This window comes from Paracoccus sp. MKU1 (assembly GCF_001447385.1).
In the GTDB taxonomy this organism is placed as follows: Bacteria; Pseudomonadota; Alphaproteobacteria; order Rhodobacterales; family Rhodobacteraceae; genus Paracoccus.
Window position 1 is genome coordinate 1 of record NZ_LLWQ01000014.1, and the last position, 23,021, is coordinate 23,021.

Sequence of the window (23,021 nt, forward strand, 5' to 3'; positions counted from 1 at the left end):
CTTGCCCGCGTGTTCGTCGCTCATCGCTGCCTCCCGGTGGCTGGTGGAAAGGACCCCGACAGCATAGCCGACCGAGGCCCCCGCTGTCAGGTCCGCCGCCAGGAGCCCCAATGCCCGGAGGCCCTAAGTCGCGTCCTGATCCGCCTTGCGCAGAACCACCCTCAGCGTGCCGCTGCTGCCGCCGCCGCAGAAGAACCGCGCGCCGCCGTCGGATTCCAGCCCCGAGACCCCGGTGCCCGCCGGCATCTCCAGCCGCTCCAGCACCGCGCCGGTGGCGGGGTCGATGCGGCGGATGTCGCTTTCCTCGCCCTGCCAGGTGCCGTGCCAGAGCGCGCCGTCGGCCCAGGTGACGCCGGTGACGAAACGGTTGGATTCGAGGCTGCGCAGCACCTCGCCGGTTTCGGGATCGACCTGSTGGATGCGGCGCCCGCGATGCTGGCCGACCCARAGCGARCCCTCGGCCCAGGCCAGCCCGGAATTGCCGCCCTCGGGCGCGGGAATGGTCGCCAGAACCGCGCCGCTCTCCGGGTCGATCCTGCGGATGACCGGCCCGGCGATCTGGAACAGATGCCGGCCGTCGAAGGCCGTGCCGGCATCGGCGGGAATCTCCAGCGCGCCCAGCAGCTCGCCGCTGTCGGGGTCCAGCGCGTTCAGCCGCTCGCCGCTGGCGAACCAGACCTGCCTTCCGTCGAAACTGACGCCATGCACCTCCTCGATCCCCGGAAAGGGGCCGTATTCGCGGATGATTTCGGCCATGCGTTTCATGGGGCCATCCTAGCGCATCGGCACGGGCGCCGGGAGTAACAAGCCTGTCGGGAAACCCGGCACGCTCCGCGCAATTCCGGGTCGACCATCGCCGCCTGGAGCGGCCCGCTTTCGGCGCCGACAATCAGCAGCGTTCCGATCCCTTGTCTGTCAATCGGCGGTGGATGACCCGGCGCGCTTCACCTCTTCGAGAAAGGTCGGTCCTTGAGTAGGGCTCACGCCGTCCCGGCAGCTATCTGGCGAGCGCGACATCACTCCGACGGGTGACGTCGGCCTGCGCCGGCGAGCTCTGCCAAGCAGCGGCCGTCATGCTGAGAGCATGGGCGGCGCGGGTCGCAGAGCGCAGAAGCAACAAGCGCGCCGATGGCGGCGGCTCGCCCGCCGGATCGCAGTCATCCTGCACCGCATGTGGCGCGATCGTGCGGCATTCCAGCCTGACGCTGCGTCCAAGATCGGCTGATCCGACTGGCCGCACCGCCGCCGGCCCGCCCGGCGCGGGCATCCGAGGTCCCAGAGCAACGTGGTTCCGGTGATGCCGAGACTCTGACTGCTGCCGCCCGCGCGGACGAGCACGCAAGTGAGATGGGTACACCGAAATTGCAGCGAGCCAGCATCATGTGGCAGCCGCGCCGTGCTGACGACGGACCGAAGCATCATCTTGGCGGACCAACTCTGTTGAGCGAAAACGCTTGACGGGAACGGCACCGTTGCCGAAGCCCAGTGCCTAACCTGGCCGGTGGATCTCCCTGATGGGGCAGGCCACCCTCTCTTACATCAAGCCATCGCTATTTCAGAAGTTCCACGGTTTCAAAGATCCGGCGATCTTCGATTTTTCCCGACCTGTAGCGACGATTGATTGCATAGGTCAGGCAGTCGATAAAGCACAGAACGGCTGATCCCAAGGGACCGTTGCGTCGCGCGATCAGGCTCAGATCGCGAGGGGCGAAAACCTCGTCGAGTTCAAGCAGGACGGTGCGATCCACAAAGGGCTGGACCATTGTCAGCACCTTGGGAATCCAGGTGCACATATCGGCCTGTTCCACCAACATCTGCGACATCATGACTGAGTGCGCTACGACAATCCGCCGCTCATCTATCTGTGCTCCATGCTTCCAGAACACTTCCTGCATGAGACCATCGCGCCCGTCCGCGGCGTAGTTCAAGAGCCAGTCCTGGTCCAGCAGATCATGAATCGACCGGCAGGCCTCGCGAGGATGCCCGCGACGCACCATCACGGCGGTCTCATACCGGATCAGCGGCTCGATCAGGAACTCCTGCGGAGACATGGCCGGCGAGGCTTGGCCGATGGCAAGATCCATATAGCCATCCCGCAGGAGCGGCTGAGTGATCATCACGAAGCTGTCGAACAGTTCGAGCCGGACGTTCGGCATCCGCTTGCGGAATGATGTCACGACTTCGGGCAGCAATGTCAGGGAAAGCCAGGGCGTAACGCCGACGCAAAGCCGCCCCTCGATTTCTCCCCGCCGGATGCTCATCTGGCTCTCCGCTTGTCTCATCTGGTTGAGAATGAGACGCGCGTGGGTCAGAAGCGCGATGCCATGCTCCGTGAACTTCAGGCCAGTCGGCGAGCGTTGAAGCAGTTGCAGCTTTTGCTCGCTCTCCAGTTCGCGCAGCGCCCGGGTAACGGCGGGTTGGGAAAGACCGAGCATGCGCGCGGCTGCCCGGATGCTGCCGGCGTCGGCGCTTGCCACCAGGGCTTCAAGTTGATGAAGTTTCATAATCGTCCAGGAGATAACTTTTGGTTATCAGCATAAAAAATTCATGTCTCGCGTTCAACAGTCACGCCCACTAGGTTCTTCGAGCGCCATCACATGGGCATGAAGCCGACAGCAACCATTGTCACGGACGCGGTCTGCATCGACCACACGTCCCGTGAGGACCAAATCGAAATTGCTCATAGCTTCTCCCTTTCCACATCAAGCATGGGGGGAACCAGGAGATCGGGGAAAATTGTTTTTGGCGAACTGAGCTATAGCGAATGGCGGATTGGACCGACGTACGATCACGTAGACCGCCGCCAGCGCAGAATTCCGTTATAGCCGAATTCGGCAATCGCGCCTGGGCGGCCATCTAAAGCGTTTTGGTGGAGCCCTGGGCCGCTTTGGCTTCCGTCACGGTGCTGATCGTGATTCTCGGAATATGGATCATGTCAGCGCCATTGCCATCGGCGCTTCCGACACGGTTTCAGAGATATATCGAAAAAGGGCTGAGCGGGCGGGACGAAACCTTCGCCGGCAGACGCAATCAAAAGCTGGCAAGCTGCCGCGGCCCGATCATGCCGGCGCGGGCAAGGCTAGTGGGTGCGCGACAGGAACTGCCGGCAGCGTTCGCTTTGCGGATCGCCAAAGACCTGTGCTGGGCTGCCGCGCTCTTCGACCAGGCCGTTGTGCAGAAAGATTATCTGGCTCGACACGTCGCGGGCGAATTTCATCTCGTGCGTGACCAGGATCATCGTGCGGCCCTCCTCGGCAAGGTTGCGGATCACCTTCAGCACCTCGCCCACCAGTTCCGGATCGAGCGCCGAGGTCGGCTCGTCGAACAGCAGCACCCGCGGCTCCATGCACAGCGCCCGGGCAATGGCGATGCGCTGCTGTTGCCCACCCGACAGATGGGCGGGATACTGGTCGCGCTTGTCGTAAAGCCCGACCTTATGCAGCAGCGCCTCGGCCTTGTCGCGCGCTTCGGCGCGGCTCAGGCCCAGCACGTGCACCGGGGCCTCGACGATGTTCTGCATCACCGTCATATGCTGCCACAGGTTGAAGCTCTGGAACACCATCGACAGCGAGGTCCGGATACGCCGCAACTGGCGCGGGTCGGCGGCATGCAGGTCACCGTCGCGGCCGGGACGCAACGCCAGCTCCTCGCCCGCCTCGGCGATCCGGCCCCGGCTGGGCAGCTCCAGCAGGTTGATGCAGCGCAGGAAGGTACTTTTTCCCGAACCCGAAGCGCCGATCATCGACACCACCTCGCCCTCGCGCGCGATCAGGTCGACGCCCTTGAGCACTTCCAGCGGACCGTAACGCTTGTGCAGATCCTCGACCCGGACGGCGAGGGGGGATTGCGGGTCGGGTTTGGGATGAGACATGGTTTCCTCGGGGAAATGGCGGGTCATGCGCTGCGGCCTGCCGACCGGGGGCGCTGAAAGGCCAGCAGCCGCGCCTCGATGCGGCGGAACAGCCAGACCAGGGTGAAGGCGATGGCGGCATAGAGAACCGCCGCGATACCGAAGGCGCTGAAAGGCGCATAGGTGGCCGAGTTCACGTCGCGGGCGATCTTGAGAATGTCCGGCACCGTCGCGGTGAAGGCGATCGAGGTGGCGTGCAGCACCAGGATCACCTCGTTGCCATAGGCGGGCAAGGCGCGGCGCAACGCGCTTGGCAGGACGATTCGGCGATAGACGCCAAAGCCGGTCATGCCAAAGACGCGCGCCGCCTCGACCTCGCCCGGCGGCACGGCGCGGATGGCGCCGGCAAAGATCTCGGTCGTATAGGCGCAGGAGCAGATGCCGAAGGCCAGGATGGCGCAGTTGATCCCCTCGCGGAAAAAGCTGTTCAGCAGAGGTTGGGACTGCACGAAGGACAGGCTGTAGACGCCGCTATAGAGAATTAGCAGTTGCACATAGAGCGGCGTGCCGCGGAAAACATAGGTGAACAGCCAGACCGGGATGCGCAGCCAGGGATTGGCCGAGGCGCGCGCCACCGACAGCGGCACCGCCAGCACGAAGCCCAGGACCAGCGAGGCGATCAGCAGCCACAGCGTCATCGCCACGCCGGTGATCTTGTAACCGTCGGTCCAGAGATAGGCTTTCCCGTATTCCTGCAGGATCTCGATCATGCGGCATGCCTCCGGGTTCCGGCCGAGAAGTGCCGCTCGAGCAGCAGGACGGCCAGGTTGATGACCGTCGCCAGGGCTAGAAAGATCAGGGCGCTGAGGATGCTGAAATAGAAGAACTGCCCCGAGCCTTTCCCGGCATCCTGCGTCGCCTTGATCAGATCGTTCAGCCCGATCAGCGACACCAGGGCCGTGGCCTTGATCATCACCTGCCAGTTGTTGCCGATGCCCGGCAGGGCGTGGCGCATCATCTGCGGGAACAGCACCCGGCGGAACAGCGTCCAGGGCGGCATGCCATAGGCCAGCGCCGCCTCGATCTGGCCGCGATGCACCGCCGCGAAGGCGCCGCGGAAGGTCTCGGTGAAATAGGCGCCATAGATCACCGCCAGGGTGATCACCCCGGCCGAAAACGGATCGATGTCGATCTGCGCCCAGCCCAGCGCGTCGGTCAGCCGGTTCAGCCAGATCTGCAGGCTGTAGAACAGAAGCAGCATCATCACCAGGTCGGGCACGCTGCGGATCAGCGTGGTATAGCCCGCCCCCAGCGCCCGCAGCCCGCGGCTGCGCGACAGCTTGCAGCCCGCGCCGACAAGCCCCAGCAGGAAGGCCCCGATCATCGCCAGCAGCGCCAGCTTCAGCGTCATCATCAGCCCCGCCAGCACCAGCGGGCCGTAACCGTTCAGGAACATGTTCCCTCCCTCCGTGACCGGCTTGTCGCGCGGATCGCGCGGGATGCCCGCCCCACCCTCATGGGGCGGGGACCGGGCGCAACCGGCCGGGCTCAGTCGCCATAGACGTCGAAATCGAAATACTTGTCGTTGATCTTGCGATAGGTGCCATCGGCACGGATCGCCGCGAAGGCCTTGTTCCAGTCCTCGCGCAGCGCGGCATCATCCTTGCGGAAGCCATAGCCGGAGCCGACGCCGAAATAGGCCGGGTTGTTCATGTCGGGGCCGGCGAACTCGAAACCGGCACCTTCGGGCTTTTTCAGAAAGCCTTCGCTGGCCTGGATCGAGGCCTGAAGCGAGGCATCCAGCCGGCCGCTGATCAGGTCGGCATAGATCTGGTCCTGGGTCTGGTAGGAGACGATCTCGACCCCCTCGGGCATCCAGGCCGCGCGCGCGAAGGTTTCCTGGGACGATCCCTGCTGCACCCCGATCCGCTTGCCGCGCAGCGAAGCGGCCGTCGGTTCCAGCCCCGAGCCCTTGCGCGCCACCAGGCGCGAAGGCGCGTTGGAATATTTGTCCGAGAAGGCGATCTGCTCGGCCCGTTTCTCGGTGATGGTCATGGACGAGGCGATGACATCGAACTTGCGCGCCTGGAGCGAGGGGATGATGCCGTCCCAGCCGCTTTCGACCCAGATGCAATTGGCACGCAGTTCCGCGCAGATCGCCTCGGTGATCTCGATGCCGAAGCCGGTCAGCGAGCCGTCGGGCTGCTTGTATTCCAGCGGCGGATAGGTTGGATCGACGCCCAGCCGGATGGTCTGGCCGGTGCGGTCCTCGGCCTGGGCAGCGCCCGCGCAAAGCAGGGCAAGAAGCGAAATCCTGATGGTGTTGAGCATGATGTTTCCCTGTCGTGATGATCTCAGGCTTGGCAGTTGTCCCTCTGGACGCTTGTCGTTTCCGCCGCCGCGCCCGGCGCCAGAAACTGTTCCGTCAGCTTGACCCAATAGCTCGCGCCCGCGGCCAAGGCCGCGTCGTTGAAGTCATAATGTGGATTGTGCAGCGGCGCGCTGCTTACCCCATTGCCGATATGGATGTAGGAGCCGGGGCAATGCTCCAGCATCAGGGCGAAATCCTCGCTGGCCATGGTTGGGCGGAGGTCGGAAACGATGGCGACCGGGCCCAACCAGTCCTCGGCCACCCGGCGGGCGATGGCCGTCTCGGCCGGGTGGTTGACCAGCACCGGATGGCTGCGGACATAGTCTACCATCGCGCGGGCGCCAAAGCTTTCCGCCTGAGCCTCGGCCAGCCGGCGGATGCGGCCTTCCAGCATGTCCCGCAGATCGGGCGAAAGACAGCGGATGGTCAGTTCCATCTCGGCCGTCTGGGGGATGACGTTGGCGGTGTCGCCGGCATGCAATTTGCCCACGGTAATGACCGCCGCCTCCTGCGGGTCGACATTGCGCGCCACGACGGATTGCAGCGCCGAGACGATGGCGGCCCCCACGACCACGGAATCGATTGCCGCATGCGGGGTGGCGCCATGGCCGCCCAGTCCATGCACCCGGATGCGGGCGCTGTCGGCCGAGGCCATGGTCGGGCCGGCGCGAAACGCCAGTTGACCCGTGGGCAAGCCGGGCAGGTTGTGCATCGCAAAGACCGCCTCGCAGGGGAACCGGTCGAACAGCCCCTCTGCCAGCATGCGCGCAGCACCCCCCAGCCCCTCCTCGGCCGGCTGGAAGATCAGGTTCAGCGTGCCGGCGAAATTGCGGCTTTCCGCAAGGTGGCGCGCGGCCGCCAGCAGCATGGCCGTGTGGCCATCGTGGCCGCATGCATGCATCCGGCCCGGGACCGCGCTGCGCCAGGCAAGGTTCGTGGCCTCCTGGATCGGCAGGGCATCCATGTCGGCGCGCAGGCCAAGCGAGCGGCCCGCGCCATTGCGCAGCCGCCCGACGACCCCGGTGCCCGCCATCCGGGTCACGTCATAGCCCCATCTCGCCAGCAGCCCCGCCACCAGATCGCCGGTGGCGGCCTCCTCAAAGCCAAGCTCGGGATTGGCATGGATGCGCCGGCGGATATGAACCGCCTCGCCGCTGATCTTGCCGATATCCGGCAATATGGCCTTGTCCATCCTCCCCCCTCTCGTCGCCGACCCGGCATGGGTCTGTCCGACACCATAGTGCAGCGGAGATGCTGAGAAGGAGACAAAACTCTCTTATGGGTATAACCAATGGTTGTCGGGCCGGCACGATGAAACTGCATCAGCCGTCACCAGCATTGCACCAAGTGGGGGGCCCACAAGCGCGTTGCCGGTCGACATCGCCGACCAGCAGCATCCGGCCAGGTTCCGCAAGACTATCGCGATCCGCGGCCGGGATCGAGCGCGCATTGCGCGGGATCCGCACGTCGCGTGTCTCGATCCCGGCGCGCCCGTCGCCATCCAGCAAGCCGTCAAAGGGGACTAGGTGGATGATGCCATCCGGCACGACGAAAAGGCGCCTGACATCGGCGAAACTGGTCTTGAACCGGCCGACCGTCATGTCATGGAGCTTGCGCCGCTCTTCGTCTCCGGCAAACTTGCCATCCGCCGGGATGAGCGCAAGGGGACACCGAGGAAACCCAGCACCGACTCGCCCTCGGTCAGACCTGAAAGGATGGCGCTGCAAGAGCGTCGCCGTTCGCCCTCGAGCAAGTCAATGCCGCAAGCATAGTCGCGTTCCAGCCGCATGCCCCAGGTCCGGGGATGTTCGCCGCCGCGCGTGCTGTCCAGGGTGGTGACGATGCCATCATGATGCCCCTTGGCCTCCTCTGGCCGGTCCAGGCGGAACAGGATGTATCTCGCCGCCGTTGAGGCCGCTGGGGGATTGTGCGCTTGATCGCGGCCAGCCGGTCCAACATGCCACGGGGCGCGCAATGCGCGCGCGCGCGCGCCCCGCGTGACGTGTCAGGCTGCTTCCAGCGATGCCATGTCGATGACGAAGCGATAGCGCACATCGGCGCGCTCCATCCGCTCGAACGCGGTGTTGATGTCCTGAATGGCGATCATCTCGCAATCCGACAGGATGTTCATCCTCGCGCAGAAGTTCAGCATTTCCTGCGTCTCGGCGATCCCGCCGATGGGCGAGCCCGAGATGCGGCGGCGACCCATCAGCAGCGGCAGCGTGCTGTGTTCGTCGACCATGCCAAGCTGGCCGACGATCACCAGCGTCGCATCCACGTCGAGAAGCGGCAGATAGGGCGACAGGTCGTGGCGCACGGGGATGGTGTCGATGATCAGGTCGAAGGAACTGGCCGCCCCCGCCATCGCCGCCGCGTCGCCCGAGGCCAGCACGCGGTCGGCGCCAAGGGCCAGCGCGTCGGCCGTCTTGGCGTCGGTGCGGCTGATCACCGTCACCTCGGCGCCCAACCCGACGGCCAGCTTGACCGCCATGTGGCCAAGCCCGCCGAGGCCGACGACACCGACCCGGCTGCCCGGCCCGACATTCCAGGTGCGCAGCGGCGACCAGGTCGTGATCCCCGCGCAAAGCAGCGGCGCGGCGCGGGCGATGTCCAGCCCCTTCGGGACCGCCAGCACGAATTCCTCGCGCACGACGATATGCCTGGAATAGCCGCCATAGGTGACCTCGCCGGTGATCCGGTCACGGTCGTTATAGGTCTGGGTCACGCCTTCGCGGCACATCTGCTCTTCATGCTTCAGGCACTGGTCGCAGGTGCCGCAGCTGTCGACGATGCAGCCGACCGCGACCGTATCGCCCGCGTTGTAGCGGGTGACGGCGCTGCCGACCCCGGTGACCCTGGCGACGATCTCATGGCCGGGCACCACGGGATAGATCGTGCCGCCCCAGTCGTTCCGGGCCTGGTGCAGGTCCGAATGGCAGACGCCGCAATGCAGGATCTCGATCCCGACATCGTTGTCTCGCAACTCGCGGCGCTCGATGTCGTGCCGGGCAAGCGGCAGGTTGGGGCTGGTCGCCGCATATCCGATGGTTTTCATGGGAACTCCTTCTTGGGTTTGTGGCCTGGGCGGTCAGAACCGTTTGCCGGTCATCTCTTGGCTTTTCGCCCACAGCGCCCTGGCGTTGTCGGGGTCGAGCGCATAGCTGCGGACGCCCTGCGCCGTCTCGTCGTCGATCCCCGCGACATGGCAGTCGAGGCAATAATGGCCGCCGATCGCACCGGCATCGGCCACGATGGCGGCCCAGACCGATGTGGCTGCGCCCTGCGGGATGGTCTTCAGGGCGAAGGCTGCCTCTCCCTTGGCCTGACGCGCCGCAAGCGAGGTCATCAGTGCTTCCGTCGCCTCGTCGCTCATGTGCCGGACAAGCTCGGTCCGGATGACGCCCGGATGCACGGCGGTGGCGCGCACACCCCTGTCCCCGTGACGGCGGTCGAATTCGACGGCGAAGAGGATGTTGGCGGTCTTGGACCGGCCATAGGCCAGGAAGGGATCATAGGGCAGCCGGTCGAAATTCGGATCGTCCAGATCGACATCGGCAGCGTGGTGGCCCGCCGAGGACAGGTTCACCACCCGCCCGCCCGGCTTCAGCAGCGGCGCGATTCGGTTGATCAGGACGAAATGCCCCAGGTGGTTGGTGCCGAACTGCGTCTCGAAACCGTCGGCGGTTCGACCCTGAGGCGTGGCCATCACACCGGCATTCGCGATGATGACATCGAAGGAACGGCCGTCGCCCAGCAGAGCCTCCGCGGCCGTCCGCACACTGGTCAGCGAAGCCAGATCCAGCGTGATCAGGTCCAGACCGCCACCGCCTTGCCTTGCTGCGGTCTGCACCGCCTCGGTTGCGGCATGGGCCTTGTCTGGGTTTCGCGCCGCGCCGACCACATCAGCGCCATGCGCCACCAGCGCCCCCGCCGTCTCGACACCCAGACCCGCCGACACGCCGGTGACGAGAATGCGCTTGCCGAACAGGTCCACGCCCGCCAGCACCTCATCCGCGGTCGCTTCCGCTCCAAATGATGGGGACATTGGTTTGCCTCCTTGATGGGTTGAAATGCCGGACGCGGGAAACGGCAAGGATCGCGATGCCCCGTGGGCGCCCGGTGACGATGATCTGGTGATCCTGCCCGGGCAGGCCGCGCCGGATCATGTCGAACTTTTGCCCATTCCTCTCAAATCGGCGGGATGACTGCCCGAGCTGCATTGCGGTGGCGCAGGGATTGGGCCAGTCTGGCAGACATGCAGCAGCAACTGACCATGATGCGCAGCCTGGCCGGGCGTCACGTCGCCATGCCCGGCGGCGCAGGCGCGATACCCGGCGTTTCGCTGTTCGTCGCGCCCTCGGTGACTTGCCCGACATCGACCATGTATGAGCCGATGCTGTGCCTTGTTCTGCAAGGGGCCAAGCAGGTGATGGTCGGCGACCGGGTGCTGCGCTACGATCCGCTATCCTATTTCGTCACCTCGCTCGACCTGCCGGTTTCCGGCCAGATCATCGAGGCCAGCGATGCACAGCCCTATATCTGCGTCAGCCTGCGCCTGAACCGCGATGTCATCGCCTCGCTGCTGAGCGATGGCGCAATGCCTGCCGATGGGCAGACGGCCGGTTTCGGGATCAGTCCGGTGACGCCGCAACTGGTCGATCCGTGGTTTCGGATGCTGGCGCTGCTCGACACGCCGAGGGACATTCCGGTCCTGGCGCCGATGCTGGAACGCGAGATCCTCTATCGGGTGATGCAGGGTCCGCAGGGCGGCGTGTTGCGCCAGATCGCCCGCGACGACAGCCAGCTGTCGCAGGTCAGGCAGGCGATCGACTGGATCCGGGCGCATTTCAACGAAACGATCCGCGTCGAGACCCTTGCCGAGATCGCCGGGATGAGCCCCGCCTCGTTTCACCGCCATTTCAGGACGGCGGCCGCGATGAGCCCGCTACAGTACCAAAAGACGCTGCGGCTGCAGGAGGCGCGGCGCCTGATGATCATGACGGGCAATACCGCGCGCACCGCCCATTCGGTCGGCTATGAAAGCGCCTCGCAGTTCAGCCGCGAATATGCCCGCATGTTCGGCACACCCCCGTTCCGCGACGCCGCGCGCCTGCGCAGTTAGGGAGTCGGCGCCGATGATGTCAGTGGCGTCGCATGAGCGGTGATGGCGAGGGGCGATCGGTCTGTGGGTGTATCTAGGGTCGAGGTAACGACTGACTCGGACCGCGCCGGGCCATGGTGTGCGTGCCGCGGGAGGCTCGGCCCATTGCGGTCGGTCAAGTGCTGTCCTTGCTGCGCGGCGGCATTCCCGGAAGCGGACACTCAACAGGTTCCGCAGCAAGTTCCCGGTCATCATGGTAGTGATACGGAACTTTCTGCTGATCGCCGCGGTAGAGGCTAGTGTCTGCTTTGGACTGATACTCCTTCAGGCTGGTTCACTTCTGATAAGCATGGGGTTAAGGTTTTGTGCCCGAAGGGCGTGGGGCGGAGCTAAGCCCCCAAAGCTGATCTTGTTTTTTCGATGCAGCGAAATGCCGGTTCGGCTTTTTCCATCGCAATCATTTTCTTCGCAGGTATGATCGGCGCATCAAAAGAGAATCGGAGACATCCACCTTGATCGCGGATATGAGGGCTAAGTGTATGCGCGTCCGGCGCTATGGGGCTGTCGCGCAATGACTTCGCTGCGTCCCAATCTGGTCAAACGCATAGATCGGCTGCCCAAGCCATCGAATGTTGCGACGGCCATGCAGCCCCTTTTCGAGGCGATTAGCAACTCGATCCACTCAGTGCAGGCCAAGTTCGGCCATGACGTAACGTCCAAGGGGCGCATCGTCGTCACGGTCGGCACCGATCGCAAGAAGGAGAACGTTTGGGCTACGGTCGAGGACAACGGCATCGGCCTCGATGAGCGGAATTGGGAGTCGTTTACCACTACCGACAGCGACAACAAGATTCTGATCGGCGGCAAGGGTGTTGGACGGCTACTTTGGCTCGATTGCTTTCGGCAAACCCAGGTTATGAGCGTCTTCGATGACGAAGACGGCGTGCGCAAAGAGCGGCGCTTCGCGTTCGTGTTGGCCAACGAGGACCAGATCCAGAACCACGTCATCGAGGCCGCGGCCCCCGGCCGCGAAACTTCGTTCCACGTCAAGTTTACCGGGCTACGCGACAACGCTTATTTCAACAAGTTCCCCGGTCGCGACAGTTTCGTCTTCCAGCACCTGACCTCTCATTTTCTGCCGACCTTCATCAGCGGCCGGTGTCCCCAGGTCACAGTGCTGGTCGGCGACGAAACCCGTCACTTTCCCGCTGACATCGACAAAATCGTCCATCGCAAGCAGACGGCTCTGAGGCTTGAGACCGAAGCATACGGTACGCTCTTCCTTACCCTGATGGAATGCGACAAGGTCGCCAGCGCCGACCTGAAGGGGTCGCACTTCGTGCACTTCATCGCCCACGACCGCACGGTCCACTCCCAGAGCATCGATGGCAAGCTGGGGCTTAAGTATTTTGGCGAGGACAACGATCGTGTTTTCCATGCCATCCTGACCGGTGAATTTCTGGATCAAAACGTCAACCAGGAGCGGACAGCATTCATGTTCGAAGACGCCGTGCTTGAGCGAATCATTAACGACGTCTGTACCGATCATATCGAGGCGTTCCTCGCTGAGCCGTTGTCCAAGCTAAGTGGTGAGCAGCGCATCAAGATCGAGGAGATCACCGAGACCTACCCTTCGGTGGCGTTCGGTAACACCGCCGAACTGCAGTCTAAGCTGCCTTCTGGCGAACTGAATGGCGACGCGATCTACGGCCATCTCTCGCGCGAGCGTTTCCGTCGCGATCAGCGCCAAGCCGAAAAGATCCGTACGGTCTTGACCCGGCTCAAGGACGGCGCGGCCGACGTGTCATCGTTCTCGGGGGCGATCGCCGAAGCGGGCAAGGCGCTGGAGGATTCCGAACAGCGCAGCCTTGCTGAGTATGTCGTGCGTCGCAAGGTGGTGCTGGATTTCATCGAAATCCTTTTGGAGAAGGTTCGCGACGACACGCGCGACAGCGCCTACCAGCGCGAAGATGTCCTGCACTCCTTCATCTGCCCGTTGCGCGTCAACACCCTGGAGGATGGCAGCCGCAAGGTCGAGGCCGCCGCATCGCACGACCTCTGGATCGTCGATGAGCGACTGACGTTCTCGCAGTACTTCAGCTCCGACGAGGAGTTCTCGGTCTTGTCGGACGCGATTGAAAGTGACGAGCGGCCCGATGTCCTGATCTTCGATCATGTCCATGGCTTGCGTCAGGTCGAGGAGCCCTCGAAGGTCTTACTAGTCGAGTTCAAGCGGCCTGGGCGCTCGAGTTACGCCGACAATGAAAATCCCGCCTTACAGGTTGAGCGCTATGTGCGGCGGTTGCAGGCTGGTAATATGCGGGACGTCAAAGGGCGACCCATCAAACTCGACCAGAACACGATATTCTACTGCTTCATTGTCGCTGATATCGTCGGCAAGCTCGATGAGTGGACCTTCTCGTGGCAGCGAACGGCCGATGGACGAGGGCGCATTTATCTGCCCCGCGACGGTTTCCGCGGCTCCATCGAGTTGATTGGCTGGGACTCCCTGCTCAGCGACGCCCGTGGGCGAAACCAAGCCTTCTTCGACCGTGCTGGGATTTCTGGCAAGAGCTTCTTCAGCCCGGAGTAGATCGGCCATCGCCGGACGTATTGGCAGGTCAAGTCGACGGCTCTTTACGGCCGGATAGGCTGCGGCGCGCTGCTAAGCAGCATTCCCGGAAACGGCCGTTGGGATACAACGCGACAAACTTCCTGCCCCAATAGGCGGCCGCCGGCATTCGCTGTCAGTTCGCAACCAGCGCGAAGGCCACGCGATGCCCGGCAGCTTTGGATTGCGCCGCGCCGGGGTTTGCCGGATGATCCGGTGTCATGGCTGAACCCTTTTCCTTCCGCGAGGACCCGGCGGTGCCGGATTTCGACGATCTCCAGCCCGTCGCGGTGATGGATGCCGAATGCGCCCTGTGCAGTTGGGGCGCGCGGATGATCCACCGGCTCGACCGCACCGGAACGGTGCGCATCTGCCCGATCCAGAGTCCCCTGGGCGCGGCCCTGCTGCGCCATTACGGGCTGGAGCGGGAGGATCCCTCGAGCTGGCTGTTCATCGATGGCGGGGTGGCGCATGTCGATTGCGACGCCGTGCTTCAGGCCGGCCGCCGCCTGGGCGGATGGACCCGGATGGCCGGCGTGCTGCGGATCTTCCCCCGGCCGGTGCGCAACTGGCTCTACCGGCGCTTCGCACGCAACCGCTATGCACTGTTCGGCCGCGCCGACATGTGCGCCCTGCCGGACCCGGCCTTCCAGCGCAGGCTGCTGCTGCGGTGAGGGTCCTGATCCTCGGGGGCTATGGCGTCTTCGGCGAACGCCTCGCCCGGCTGCTGGTCCGCGACGGGCACGAGGTCACCATTGCCGGGCGCGATCTTGCCAAGGCGCAGGCTCTGGCGGACCGGCTGGGCTGCGCGGCGTTGCGGATGGACCGGCAAACGGACCTGCACCTGCTGGCCGGCCACCAGGCCGTGGTCGATGCCGCCGGCCCGTTCCATGCCTATGGCGAGGATCCCTATGCCCTTGCCCGGGCCGCGATTGCCGGGGGCCTGCATTACCTCGATCTGTGCGACAACGCGACATTCTGCGCGGGGATCACCTCCCTGGATACCGAGGCGCGGGCCGCCGGGTCATGCGTCCTGTCGGGACTGTCCTCGGTTCCGGCGCTGTCCAGCGCGGCGGTGCGCGCCCTGACCGGGTCCGAGGCGCCGCAGGTGATCGAGACGGCGATCCTGCCCGGCAACCGCAGCCCGCGCGGCCTTTCCGTGATGACCTCGATCCTGTCGCAGGTCGGGCGACCGATGCCGGTCTGGCGCGGGGGCAGATGGCGCCGCGCGACCGGCTGGTCCGGGCCGCGCCGATACCGGCTGCCGGGTGGGCTGGTTCGGCAGGGCTGGCAGATCGAGGTGCCGGATCTGGCGCTTTTCCCGGCGCATTTCGGGGCGAATACGGTGGAGTTTCGCGCCGGTCTGGAACTGGCGGCGATGCGTTACGGGCTGGCCGGTTTTGCCGCCCTGCGCCGGTGTCTGCCGATCCCGGTCAACCGGCCGGTGGTGCGGACCTTCAAGCTGGCGGCCGATCTTCTGGCCTCCTTCGGCAGCGGGCGCGGCAGCATGTCGGTCATGGTGATCGCCGGGCAGGAGCGCCGCTGGTGGCACTTGCTGGTGGAGGACGGCGATGGCCCCTTCATTCCCGCCATCGCCACCCGCGCCTTGCTGCGGCGCAACACCTTGCCGGCGGGGGCCCGCCCGGCATTGGAGGCCATCACGCAGGAGGAGGCCGAGGCCGCTATGTCCGACCTGAAGGTGCGGACCGAGCGCGCCTGCGAGCCGGTCGTCCCGCTCTTCCCGCGGGTGCTCGGCCCGGCGTTCGAAACCCTTCCGGCCCCGATCCGCGCGACCCATCAGACGACGGATGTCAGCCATTGGCGGGGCCATGCCTCCGTCCGGCGTGGCGGGGGCCCCTGGAGCCGCCTTCTCGGCCGTCTCTTCGGCTTTCCGCCGACCGGCGAAGGCATGCCGGTCGAGGTGACGAAGACCGTCACGCCGAAAGGCGAAACCTGGCAGCGGCGGTTCGGAACGCGCGTCTTCCGCTCACACCTGGCGTCCTCGGCGCGGGGCATGACCGAGAGCTTCGGCCCCTTCACCTTCCTGCTCGGCCTCAAGGCGCAGGAGGAGACCCTGCACTATCCGGTGATGTCGGGATGGCTTGGCCCACTGCCGTTGCCGCGCTGGTTGTTGCCCGGCTCGGTGGCGCAGGAGCATGTCCGCGATGGCCGATTCCACTTCGACGTGAAGATCCTCGCGCCAGTGACCGAAGTGCTGCTCGTCCACTATCGGGGATCCCTCGAGGAGGTAACCGGCAGTCGAGTGGCCGCTTACGTTCATCCGACAAGCAAATGACGTGGACTGACCGGGGGGCGGAGACAAGCGTACCTCGGCCCAGAACCGCTCGTCGGACGCACCCCATGCTGCGTGGCCGCATTCTCCGAAGCTGCCGCTCGACTGGCGCCACGGCGAAATCCTGACCAGAATCGCTGCTCCATGGGACGAAGCGGGCCCTAGATGGCTGGTCTTTTGCAAGCCTTTCATCCGCGCCTGGCACCTGCCTGCTGTCATTCAGCGTGATGGTGTCGTAGTGATGGCAAAACGATTCAGGTCAGGCAATGCGAACTCATTTTGCTGCTCTTCTCGCTCTCATGATCGCTACCGGATGTGCGGTCGGTTCTGGTGCAGTGGTCAAGGGCGTCGGGCCAGACGATCTCCTGAAGCTTCGCGAAGGCCCCGGCCTTGACCATAACATCATCATCGGCCTGCCTGACGGAACGCGCCTCACCCGTCAGAACTGCGTCACGAATAACGGTAAGGTCTGGTGCAGAGTCTCACTCACCGACAGGCCTAGTATCTCGGGCTATGTTTCAGCGGACTATCTGGCGCATCGCTGACAGCAACATGGTCGGCCCTTAGCGGACAGCCGTGGAGCGCAAATGCTGCAGATCCGCTTTCCCGGGAGCAGCCGTCCGATCATTGGCGCAGCATTTCTGTGCCGTGGCTATCAGCGCGGCGGACGAGAAGCCTACCACCGCCGTGAAAGCCTTCCGAGACACGCCGGGAGTGGCGCGATAGATTTGAGGCTAAGGCCGCCGCGATTTGCGGAAGCAGGGCAAGGCGCAGGGCGTAGACAAGGACCTGAAGCCCACCGTAGGTTTAGCCAAGGTTCGACGACCCGACGCCGAAGATGTGTGCTCATCGGCAATCGGACGGCGCCTGCAGATCGGGGACACCGGTGTTTGGCGGGCAGTTCCATAAAAGAGGACGTGCTCAAGGCGAATGGAAAATGACGATCAGCACCGCAACTCTCGAAGTCAGCCTTCGCCCCATTCGGATCGGCTTCCTCGTAAATCCAGTAGATAGGCAAGCACTTTCTGAGGTCGCAAGGGTCGCGACCTGCCAATGGGGCGGCATCGCCTGTCCGATGATCCCGGTTATGGACGCCCTTCCGCCGGCTTGGTGCGAGGTCAACCGCCCCAATCCCGATCCGAATGAGTTGACGCGCGGCCTGCTGAGGTACTTTGAGCCGGACCTGCTGGTGGAGACCTGTGCAGGCCAGCTTGATCGCGTCGATCCGAACGCTGGTGATCGCTACGAGCGTCATCCGAATTTGGGGCATGGAGCGTTCAAGCTGGTCGAGGGAGCCAGGCATTCGATGAGGGACGTTGGTGTGACGATGGACCACGTCTACGCGTATCTTCACCGGAAGGAATTCCAGTTCGAACGACGGACCCCGCGGACGCTGCTGCGCTTCGAGGGCGGGGACAAGGTCGGACGGGCCTTCTTCGAGATGGCCTACGGGATGTTCCCGGACCGCACTGACTTCGCGGGGGTTGAGGGGACATATGAGCGCGCTTTCGATGCACGATCCGTTCCTCCAGAAGTCGAGACCTGGGCGGTCATGGAACGGCAGGAGGCGATGTGTCCGTTCGACGTCACTCTCCACGGGACGGAACGCTTCTTCCAGAGGTCGTGGGATGAGACAATTTTTATCTTCGACCCACTCAGCGGCCCTGATGTAATCGACTTCTGGAATTTGCGCCTGTTCCGGCGGGACGTCGTACCGGTAAACGTCCACTGGCTCGAAGATTCGCGCGATCTCGTTGTCGCCCTCATCCGTCGGAAATACCGACCGTTGAACGCCCACGGGGTGATGACCCACACAACGATCCAGCTCGGCCGGTCACTCGACCCGGCAACCATCGACGTCTTGCGTTTGTCGGAAGCCGGCCTTCCTGATCGCAGTTACACGACTAAGACGTGGTACGACCCGATCTGGCAGCTGGATGATCTGGATCTGTTCAGCCGTCCTGAACCTTCGCGCCTTTCGGCAGAGCGTCGGGATGTTGAGGTCCCGCTGGACGACCGGTGGGCTGTACGGGTGCCCCACATCGCGCCGCCCTACCTGCGCCAGACGCGCAGCCTTAACGCCGGTTGGGTCAACACGATCAGCCACCGGTTCTACGGTTCCAACGATGATCGGGCGGATGCGATGCCGTCCGCTGCGGTGGGGCGCAGCCGGGCCTATCCTCCCCAGTCCGAGATGATGGACCAGCGCCCAACGCGCGAAGGATGGCTTACCTTCCATTCCTACAACCAAGGTGGTCACTCGATCCGGCTGCCCTTCATGCGCAATGTCGTCAAGGCGTGGCTAACCGCGCAGGGGATCGAGGCCGCGCCGTCCGATGCCGGGCGGGTGGCCCACAGCATGCTGGTCACCTTGGGCGGCCTTAACCAGAGCCGCATCATCGGCCACGAGGCAGTCCTGCGCCAGTTCGACCGTATGGCGCACAGTCGACGGGAAATCGGGGACGGCGAGGTCGAGGACGTGCCTTTTCGGACCGCTACCGTCGATCAGCTACAGCCCATGTTGCGGGCCATCGGGGCGCGTTGGGGTCGGCCTGCAACGCTGCAACCTTTCGTCGATATCGGAGCGCTCCGGCTCGGCCTATCGGCCCAATGCGACCACTGCGGGAAATGGAACTGGTATGACCTTGACCAAGTTGGCGCGCAGGTCACTTGCGAGCGGTGCCTCTCCGTCTTTTCCTTCCCTCAGGGCCAACTGCCACCGAGGACCGCTTGGCGATACCGCGTTGTCGGCCCCTACGCTGTCCCAAATCTCGCCGGTGGATCCTACACCTGCTTGTTGACGCTGAACTTTCTGCGCCAGGCATTCGGTATGGCGCCAGCGATGACCTTCACCACGGCCCTCGATTTGACGAGGGACGGCGAGCGGCTTGAGACGGATCTTTTCGCTTGGCATGACCGGGACATTGGAGGGCGTCGTCTCGCCGGGCCGAACTTGCTGGTCGGAGAGTGCAAAGGCTTTGCTGAAGACGCCTTCAAGCAGGCCGACGTCGACCGCCTTCGCCGCCTCGGCGAATGGCTGCCCGGAGCCTATCTCATTGCAGCTTGCCTGAAGAGCGTGCTGTCGGATGAGGAAAAGGGACGACTCGCTGATCTTTGCCAATGGGGATGGGCACGTCCACGCACGGATGGAAACCCCGCCTCGCCCGTCATCGTGATCACCGGGGCCGATCTGTTCGACCCGGACGGGATGGAGCGGAGGTTGGGGAGGATGCCCGACCCGGGTGCCACGGCAAAGACCGGCCCTTGGAGCCTATTGGAGTTCGCCGCTGCGACCCAGAAAGGCTACCTCGACCTCTCAGATGAGGAATTGATTGAAATGCGCTACGGAAGACAGCTCGATGTCCGGGGCTAGATGGGTCGGTGAGCAGCAGCTCCGACTGGTTCGCATGAGACGGCCCTTAGCCGCCGCTCGGCCCTTGGGGGATGCTGCGCCGTGGTGTTGACGGAGCAGCCGTCCGGGCACACTGCAGCGAGATCACAGCCGGATCCGCTACGAGGGGCGGGGATATCGTATCGTTTCCTGCGAACAACATTTGCTGCTAACCACCATCCTCCAGCGATGAGGCCAGCGGGTCAAGCTTGTCGATCCGCCACCGCAGCCAGTTGAGCCAGTCCTCGGCGGGCATGCCATCGATCTCGTCTTTCAGAGGCGTGGCCTGGACGGCTGCCAGGAAGGCGCGTAGGCGTTGTGCCTCTTCCCAGTCTGACGCCCATTTCCTGAAGTGATCCCAGCGCTCGGCTTCGAGCTTCAGAAGGCGCTGGCGTTCGGCTTCCTGCATACGTCGCTCTTCCCGGCGACGCTCTTCCTCCTGCGCTTCACGCCTGCGCACCACCAGCGCATCGCCGATGACTTTAAGGCCAGCCAGAACTTCGGGTAGGAAGGCTGCGCCCTTCTTCTGTCCCGTCTCAACCCACTCCTTGCGGAATGTGCCGCCGTAATAGGTGTCAATCGTGACGCGCAAGAATCCGGTCGGATGAAGCGCGCTGTTGTGCAAGTCGGGATAGGCTGTCCAGGCCTTATCCTCCTCGCTGCGGCTCTTGAGCAACTGCCGCATCTTCTCGGCAACCGCGAGCTTGATCCGCTCGCCCGCGAATTCGATCACGATAGCTCCGCCGATCTGCCCCTCAATTGCCTTGCCGCCGTTGGCGACGACACCCTTGAATAGGGCGCTGGTGATCCGGAACCGATAGAGATCGCGTTCCGTCAGGTCGCGGATCGGGGATGGCTTCCACCAAGAATCCTTCCGCGTCGCACGAATTTCTGCAAGACGCGCGGCCTGAGCTTTATTGTGCTCGGCGATCCAGCCCGCGACGATGGGATGAAGGCTGCGCAAATCGTCAGGAACAGAGACCTCTTTGAGGTCTGCGCGAGCGGTCTTCTCCTGCTTTTTAGCTGCCATGGCCTGCACCAGAGATTTTGAAGCCGCCTCGATCCTGATGTGCTCGGACACCCCCTCGGGCAGGTCTGGCAGCGGTACCTGCATTACCGGCTTTCCAGTCTCTTTCCTGATCCAGTGGCCGCGCGGGGGCACCGGAATCGCATGGCGTTTGCAGATTTTCGCAAGTCCCTGATCTGAGATGCCATACTCCTTTGACAACCTGACCATGGGGGTTTGCCAGACGCGCTCGTAAAGTTCTTTTCTTCCGATGGTCGTCATCGCTGTCAGCCTTCTCGTCGCAGTCTCGACAACGGGTAGCCTGTTGGAAGGTTGGCGACAACGACTGTCAAGATCCACACACTCCAGCGATCTTTGGCCATATTAGTGGGGATCGCTACTGTGGTGCGACAGGTTGCTCAGAGCCCAGCCAGAGACATTCATGCAGACCGCAGCATGTAGCAGCCCTTGCAGGCGCAGCGGAAAGCAGGGGCCGCTCCGAAGCCGCACCTGCATCACGCGCGGCCCTGCTGCGAAATCCCTGAGTGTCGGCGATGGGCTCCGAGCAATATGCTGCGGCACGGAAACCGGTAGGTTGGCGCCCTCAACCGTCCCGCTTCCCTGGGCAGGCGAGCGCGGCCCATAGCGGACGGTCGGCGCCGCGCGTTGCTGCATGGCGGAGTCCCCGGAAGCGGTCGTCGAAGGGGCTGTGCAGCATTGGGCACCATCGGACGATCAACCCGCCGGCGCAGCTGCATTGCGGCTTCCCGAAAGCGGACGTTCGTTGGCCGCGAAGCAAAAAGCTCGTCCAAAAATTTGGGGTTGCGACAATGCAGAAATTCGCTGCATCGCCGCAGTATCCGCCCGAGGGCAATTTCAAGCTGTGACCGAAACGCTCAAAACCGCGTCCAGGATATCTATCAACCGTTCGGCAGAGGCGTTTGAGCGCGCCTCAGTGTCAATCGTGGCCTGCGCTATTTACGCATCATATATAGTCACAGATTGCCGCAGGTCTGGACCGAACCTATACTTGCGCTATGAAGCCCGAACAACATCTTAATCCCGATGATCCCTGCGGATGCGGCAACGGCAAGCGATACCGCGATTGTCACCAGCGCGTCTTCGATGCGCCCGAGGGTGAAATGCTCGCGATCGCCCGAACTATCTACGCCGAGGAATGGGCCAGCAACGCATCTGCCTATCAAGCGCAGGGGGTCTACGACATTCTCTCCGAGCATGCGGCCCAGGCGGGCGACATACGAGCGTTGCTCGATGTCGGCTGTGGTCAAGGGCATGGCCTTGCAGCTCTTCGCAGGGCCTTCCCTGCGGCAGCCCATCTTATTGGGATCGACGAGAACCCCGACTGTCTCGAGGCAGCCGCAAGCCTGTTGGCGGTTCACGTGCCGCGTTCGAACATCTGGCGGGGGCGCGACGAGGTTCTGGCAAGCGGTAGATACGTTTCGACCTATCACGGCTCCGTACAAATCGGGTCGGACGGCATCACGCTGTTTCAATCGGATGTCGTCGTTCGAGACTCCGAGATTGAGCGGGTTCTCGACACGGTGGGACCGCTAGATGCACTGACCTTGTGGTTCAGCGGTGTCCACAAGGCACGGAGCGCGACAGAGATCGCGCGACACTTCGAGATCAAAAGTGACGCGGACCACCGCACGTTGGTTGAGGACAGAGCGCTCGCCATTGCAGGCGAACGCCTGCGGCCAAGGGGCGTCCTTCATATCGTGGCTCGGGCCGGTGCGATCGATATCGATCGTGTCGCTCATGACATGCGCCTCGACTATTCTGACTGGCTGAAAGGCACATCGTTCCGCGTAGAATCGATTAGGGCAATCCCATATGATGAGCCGGCTGATGGCATTGTTGTGCGCTCCAAGAACAGCCGGGTGAGCGCGATGCCGAACTACGCCATCTCGGTTTTGATCAGGCGGGAAGGTTGAGGACCGTCGACACTTCGATTGCTGAGCAAAGACTCAAGAGTCATAGAGAATTGTGTCCAAACTCTGCAACCTAAGGCGGGACGGCGGCCCAAAGCAGCCGGTCGCCCATTGTGCGCCTTTCCTCGAAGCGGCCGTTCAGGGTAACGGCCCGATTGTTACCGTCTGCCTGAGTTTGGGCTGATGGATTAAGGCACGTGCATAGTGACGTCGTTAATGACGTGTCTTATGCGGGTGTGGGGATGCGGGGCGATATTCTTGGACTGGAGCGGCGGCGGCGGTGGAGCGACGAGGAGAAGCTCGAGATCGTTTTGTCGGTCGGCGTGGACGGGGCGACGGTGACGCAGGTTGCACAGCGGCACGATGTGACGCGGCAGCAAATCTATGCCTGGCGGCACCAACTAAAGAAGAAGGGCGTGATTTCGGCGTCTCCGGAAACGCTGTTT

Annotated in this window: 19 protein-coding genes; 8 read left to right on the top strand and 11 right to left on the bottom strand. The window is 63.7% G+C overall.

All coding sequences use genetic code 11. From position 1 onward, the window contains the following. Positions 1 to 123: 123 nt before the first annotated feature. The 10 genes from AQY21_RS01270 to AQY21_RS01315 form a co-directional block, all read right to left on the bottom strand. Positions 124 to 765 carry a PQQ-binding-like beta-propeller repeat protein gene (locus AQY21_RS01270; protein WP_058096088.1) on the bottom strand — a complete coding sequence of 214 codons (642 nt, stop codon included), beginning with the start codon at positions 763 to 765 and terminating at the stop codon, positions 124 to 126. A gap of 785 nt (positions 766 to 1,550) precedes the next feature. After that, positions 1,551 to 2,504, bottom strand: a complete 954-nt coding sequence (locus AQY21_RS01275) for a LysR substrate-binding domain-containing protein (protein ID WP_058096089.1) — start codon at positions 2,502 to 2,504, stop codon at positions 1,551 to 1,553. 575 nt (positions 2,505 to 3,079) lie between these two features. After that, a complete protein-coding gene (locus AQY21_RS01280; RefSeq protein WP_058096104.1) occupies positions 3,080 to 3,871 on the bottom strand; it encodes an ABC transporter ATP-binding protein in 792 nt (263 codons plus the stop codon). 23 nt (positions 3,872 to 3,894) lie between these two features. Beyond that, positions 3,895 to 4,620, bottom strand: a complete 726-nt coding sequence (locus AQY21_RS01285; RefSeq protein ID WP_058096090.1) for an ABC transporter permease — start codon at positions 4,618 to 4,620, stop codon at positions 3,895 to 3,897. Next, positions 4,617 to 5,306, bottom strand: coding sequence for an ABC transporter permease (locus AQY21_RS01290; protein WP_058096091.1), 690 nt, complete (start codon positions 5,304 to 5,306; stop codon positions 4,617 to 4,619). The genes AQY21_RS01285 and AQY21_RS01290 overlap by 4 nt, the downstream gene beginning before the upstream one ends. A gap of 92 nt (positions 5,307 to 5,398) precedes the next feature. Beyond that, complete coding sequence (locus tag AQY21_RS01295; protein ID WP_058096092.1) at positions 5,399 to 6,181, bottom strand: ABC transporter substrate-binding protein; 783 nt, start codon at positions 6,179 to 6,181, stop codon at positions 5,399 to 5,401. Between the two features lie 23 nt (positions 6,182 to 6,204). Next, a complete protein-coding gene (locus AQY21_RS01300; protein WP_058096093.1) occupies positions 6,205 to 7,413 on the bottom strand; it encodes a M20 aminoacylase family protein in 1,209 nt (402 codons plus the stop codon). Between the two features lie 130 nt (positions 7,414 to 7,543). Next, positions 7,544 to 7,948, bottom strand: coding sequence for a CHAT domain-containing protein (locus tag AQY21_RS01305; protein WP_369807742.1), 405 nt, complete (start codon positions 7,946 to 7,948; stop codon positions 7,544 to 7,546). Between the two features lie 278 nt (positions 7,949 to 8,226). After that, a complete protein-coding gene (locus AQY21_RS01310) occupies positions 8,227 to 9,276 on the bottom strand; it encodes an NAD(P)-dependent alcohol dehydrogenase (RefSeq protein WP_058096095.1) in 1,050 nt (349 codons plus the stop codon). 33 nt (positions 9,277 to 9,309) lie between these two features. Continuing rightward, positions 9,310 to 10,266 (bottom strand): SDR family NAD(P)-dependent oxidoreductase, encoded by a 957-nt coding sequence (locus AQY21_RS01315; protein ID WP_058096096.1) that lies wholly within the window; start codon positions 10,264 to 10,266, stop codon positions 9,310 to 9,312. A 228-nt stretch (positions 10,267 to 10,494) separates the two neighbouring features. On the opposite strand from AQY21_RS01315, the gene AQY21_RS01320 reads away from it, so the two are divergent. The 6 genes from AQY21_RS01320 (at position 10,495) to AQY21_RS01340 (ending at position 19,599) form a co-directional block, all read left to right on the top strand. Then, positions 10,495 to 11,343, top strand: a complete 849-nt coding sequence (locus AQY21_RS01320) for an AraC family transcriptional regulator (RefSeq protein WP_203416320.1) — start codon at positions 10,495 to 10,497, stop codon at positions 11,341 to 11,343. Positions 11,344 to 11,893: 550 nt separating this feature from the next. Beyond that, the gene (locus AQY21_RS01325; protein ID WP_203416321.1) at positions 11,894 to 13,915 is read left to right on the top strand and encodes an ATP-binding protein; all 2,022 of its coding nucleotides are present in this window, start codon (positions 11,894 to 11,896) and stop codon (positions 13,913 to 13,915) included. Positions 13,916 to 14,154: 239 nt separating this feature from the next. Further along, on the top strand, positions 14,155 to 14,607 hold the full coding sequence (locus tag AQY21_RS01330) for a thiol-disulfide oxidoreductase DCC family protein (protein WP_058096099.1): 453 nt from the start codon (positions 14,155 to 14,157) through the stop codon (positions 14,605 to 14,607). Continuing rightward, a complete protein-coding gene (locus AQY21_RS01335; RefSeq protein ID WP_058096100.1) occupies positions 14,604 to 16,229 on the top strand; it encodes an SDR family oxidoreductase in 1,626 nt (541 codons plus the stop codon). Before AQY21_RS01330 ends, AQY21_RS01335 begins: the two co-directional genes overlap by 4 nt. 263 nt (positions 16,230 to 16,492) lie before the next feature. Beyond that, entirely contained in the window at positions 16,493 to 16,771 is a 279-nt protein-coding gene (locus AQY21_RS27375; RefSeq protein ID WP_082657900.1) for an SH3 domain-containing protein, read from the top strand. Between the two features lie 392 nt (positions 16,772 to 17,163). Next, a complete protein-coding gene (locus AQY21_RS01340) occupies positions 17,164 to 19,599 on the top strand; it encodes a hypothetical protein (RefSeq protein WP_152988048.1) in 2,436 nt (811 codons plus the stop codon). 187 nt (positions 19,600 to 19,786) lie between these two features. On the opposite strand, the gene AQY21_RS01345 is transcribed toward AQY21_RS01340, so the two are convergent. Continuing rightward, the gene (locus AQY21_RS01345) at positions 19,787 to 20,905 is read right to left on the bottom strand and encodes a hypothetical protein (protein ID WP_152988049.1); all 1,119 of its coding nucleotides are present in this window, start codon (positions 20,903 to 20,905) and stop codon (positions 19,787 to 19,789) included. Between the two features lie 755 nt (positions 20,906 to 21,660). On the opposite strand from AQY21_RS01345, the gene AQY21_RS01350 reads away from it, so the two are divergent. Together AQY21_RS01350 and AQY21_RS01355 are read left to right on the top strand one after the other, a co-directional pair. Beyond that, on the top strand, positions 21,661 to 22,578 hold the full coding sequence (locus AQY21_RS01350; protein WP_152988050.1) for a class I SAM-dependent methyltransferase: 918 nt from the start codon (positions 21,661 to 21,663) through the stop codon (positions 22,576 to 22,578). Positions 22,579 to 22,772: 194 nt separating this feature from the next. Then, positions 22,773 to 23,021: transposase (locus AQY21_RS01355; RefSeq protein WP_203416322.1), on the top strand; the 249-nt coding region annotated here is incomplete at its 3' end.

What these genes read in the sequence shown, in the direction of transcription:
- AQY21_RS01275 (WP_058096089.1), bottom strand. Translation starts at nt 2,504, where the DNA reads ATGAAACTTCATCAACTTGAAGCCCTGGTGGCAAGCGCCGACGCCGGC.
- AQY21_RS01280 (WP_058096104.1), bottom strand. Translation starts at nt 3,871, where the DNA reads ATGTCTCATCCCAAACCCGACCCGCAATCCCCCCTCGCCGTCCGGGTC.
- AQY21_RS01285 (WP_058096090.1), bottom strand. Translation starts at nt 4,620, where the DNA reads ATGATCGAGATCCTGCAGGAATACGGGAAAGCCTATCTCTGGACCGAC.
- AQY21_RS01290 (WP_058096091.1), bottom strand. Translation starts at nt 5,306, where the DNA reads ATGTTCCTGAACGGTTACGGCCCGCTGGTGCTGGCGGGGCTGATGATG.
- AQY21_RS01295 (WP_058096092.1), bottom strand. Translation starts at nt 6,181, where the DNA reads ATGCTCAACACCATCAGGATTTCGCTTCTTGCCCTGCTTTGCGCGGGC.
- AQY21_RS01300 (WP_058096093.1), bottom strand. Translation starts at nt 7,413, where the DNA reads ATGGACAAGGCCATATTGCCGGATATCGGCAAGATCAGCGGCGAGGCG.
- AQY21_RS01310 (WP_058096095.1), bottom strand. Translation starts at nt 9,276, where the DNA reads ATGAAAACCATCGGATATGCGGCGACCAGCCCCAACCTGCCGCTTGCC.
- AQY21_RS01315 (WP_058096096.1), bottom strand. Translation starts at nt 10,266, where the DNA reads ATGTCCCCATCATTTGGAGCGGAAGCGACCGCGGATGAGGTGCTGGCG.
- AQY21_RS01320 (WP_203416320.1), top strand. Translation starts at nt 10,495, where the DNA reads ATGATGCGCAGCCTGGCCGGGCGTCACGTCGCCATGCCCGGCGGCGCA.
- AQY21_RS01325 (WP_203416321.1), top strand. Translation starts at nt 11,894, where the DNA reads ATGACTTCGCTGCGTCCCAATCTGGTCAAACGCATAGATCGGCTGCCC.
- AQY21_RS01330 (WP_058096099.1), top strand. Translation starts at nt 14,155, where the DNA reads ATGGCTGAACCCTTTTCCTTCCGCGAGGACCCGGCGGTGCCGGATTTC.
- AQY21_RS27375 (WP_082657900.1), top strand. Translation starts at nt 16,493, where the DNA reads ATGCGAACTCATTTTGCTGCTCTTCTCGCTCTCATGATCGCTACCGGA.
- AQY21_RS01340 (WP_152988048.1), top strand. Translation starts at nt 17,164, where the DNA reads ATGACGATCAGCACCGCAACTCTCGAAGTCAGCCTTCGCCCCATTCGG.
- AQY21_RS01345 (WP_152988049.1), bottom strand. Translation starts at nt 20,905, where the DNA reads ATGACGACCATCGGAAGAAAAGAACTTTACGAGCGCGTCTGGCAAACC.
- AQY21_RS01350 (WP_152988050.1), top strand. Translation starts at nt 21,661, where the DNA reads ATGAAGCCCGAACAACATCTTAATCCCGATGATCCCTGCGGATGCGGC.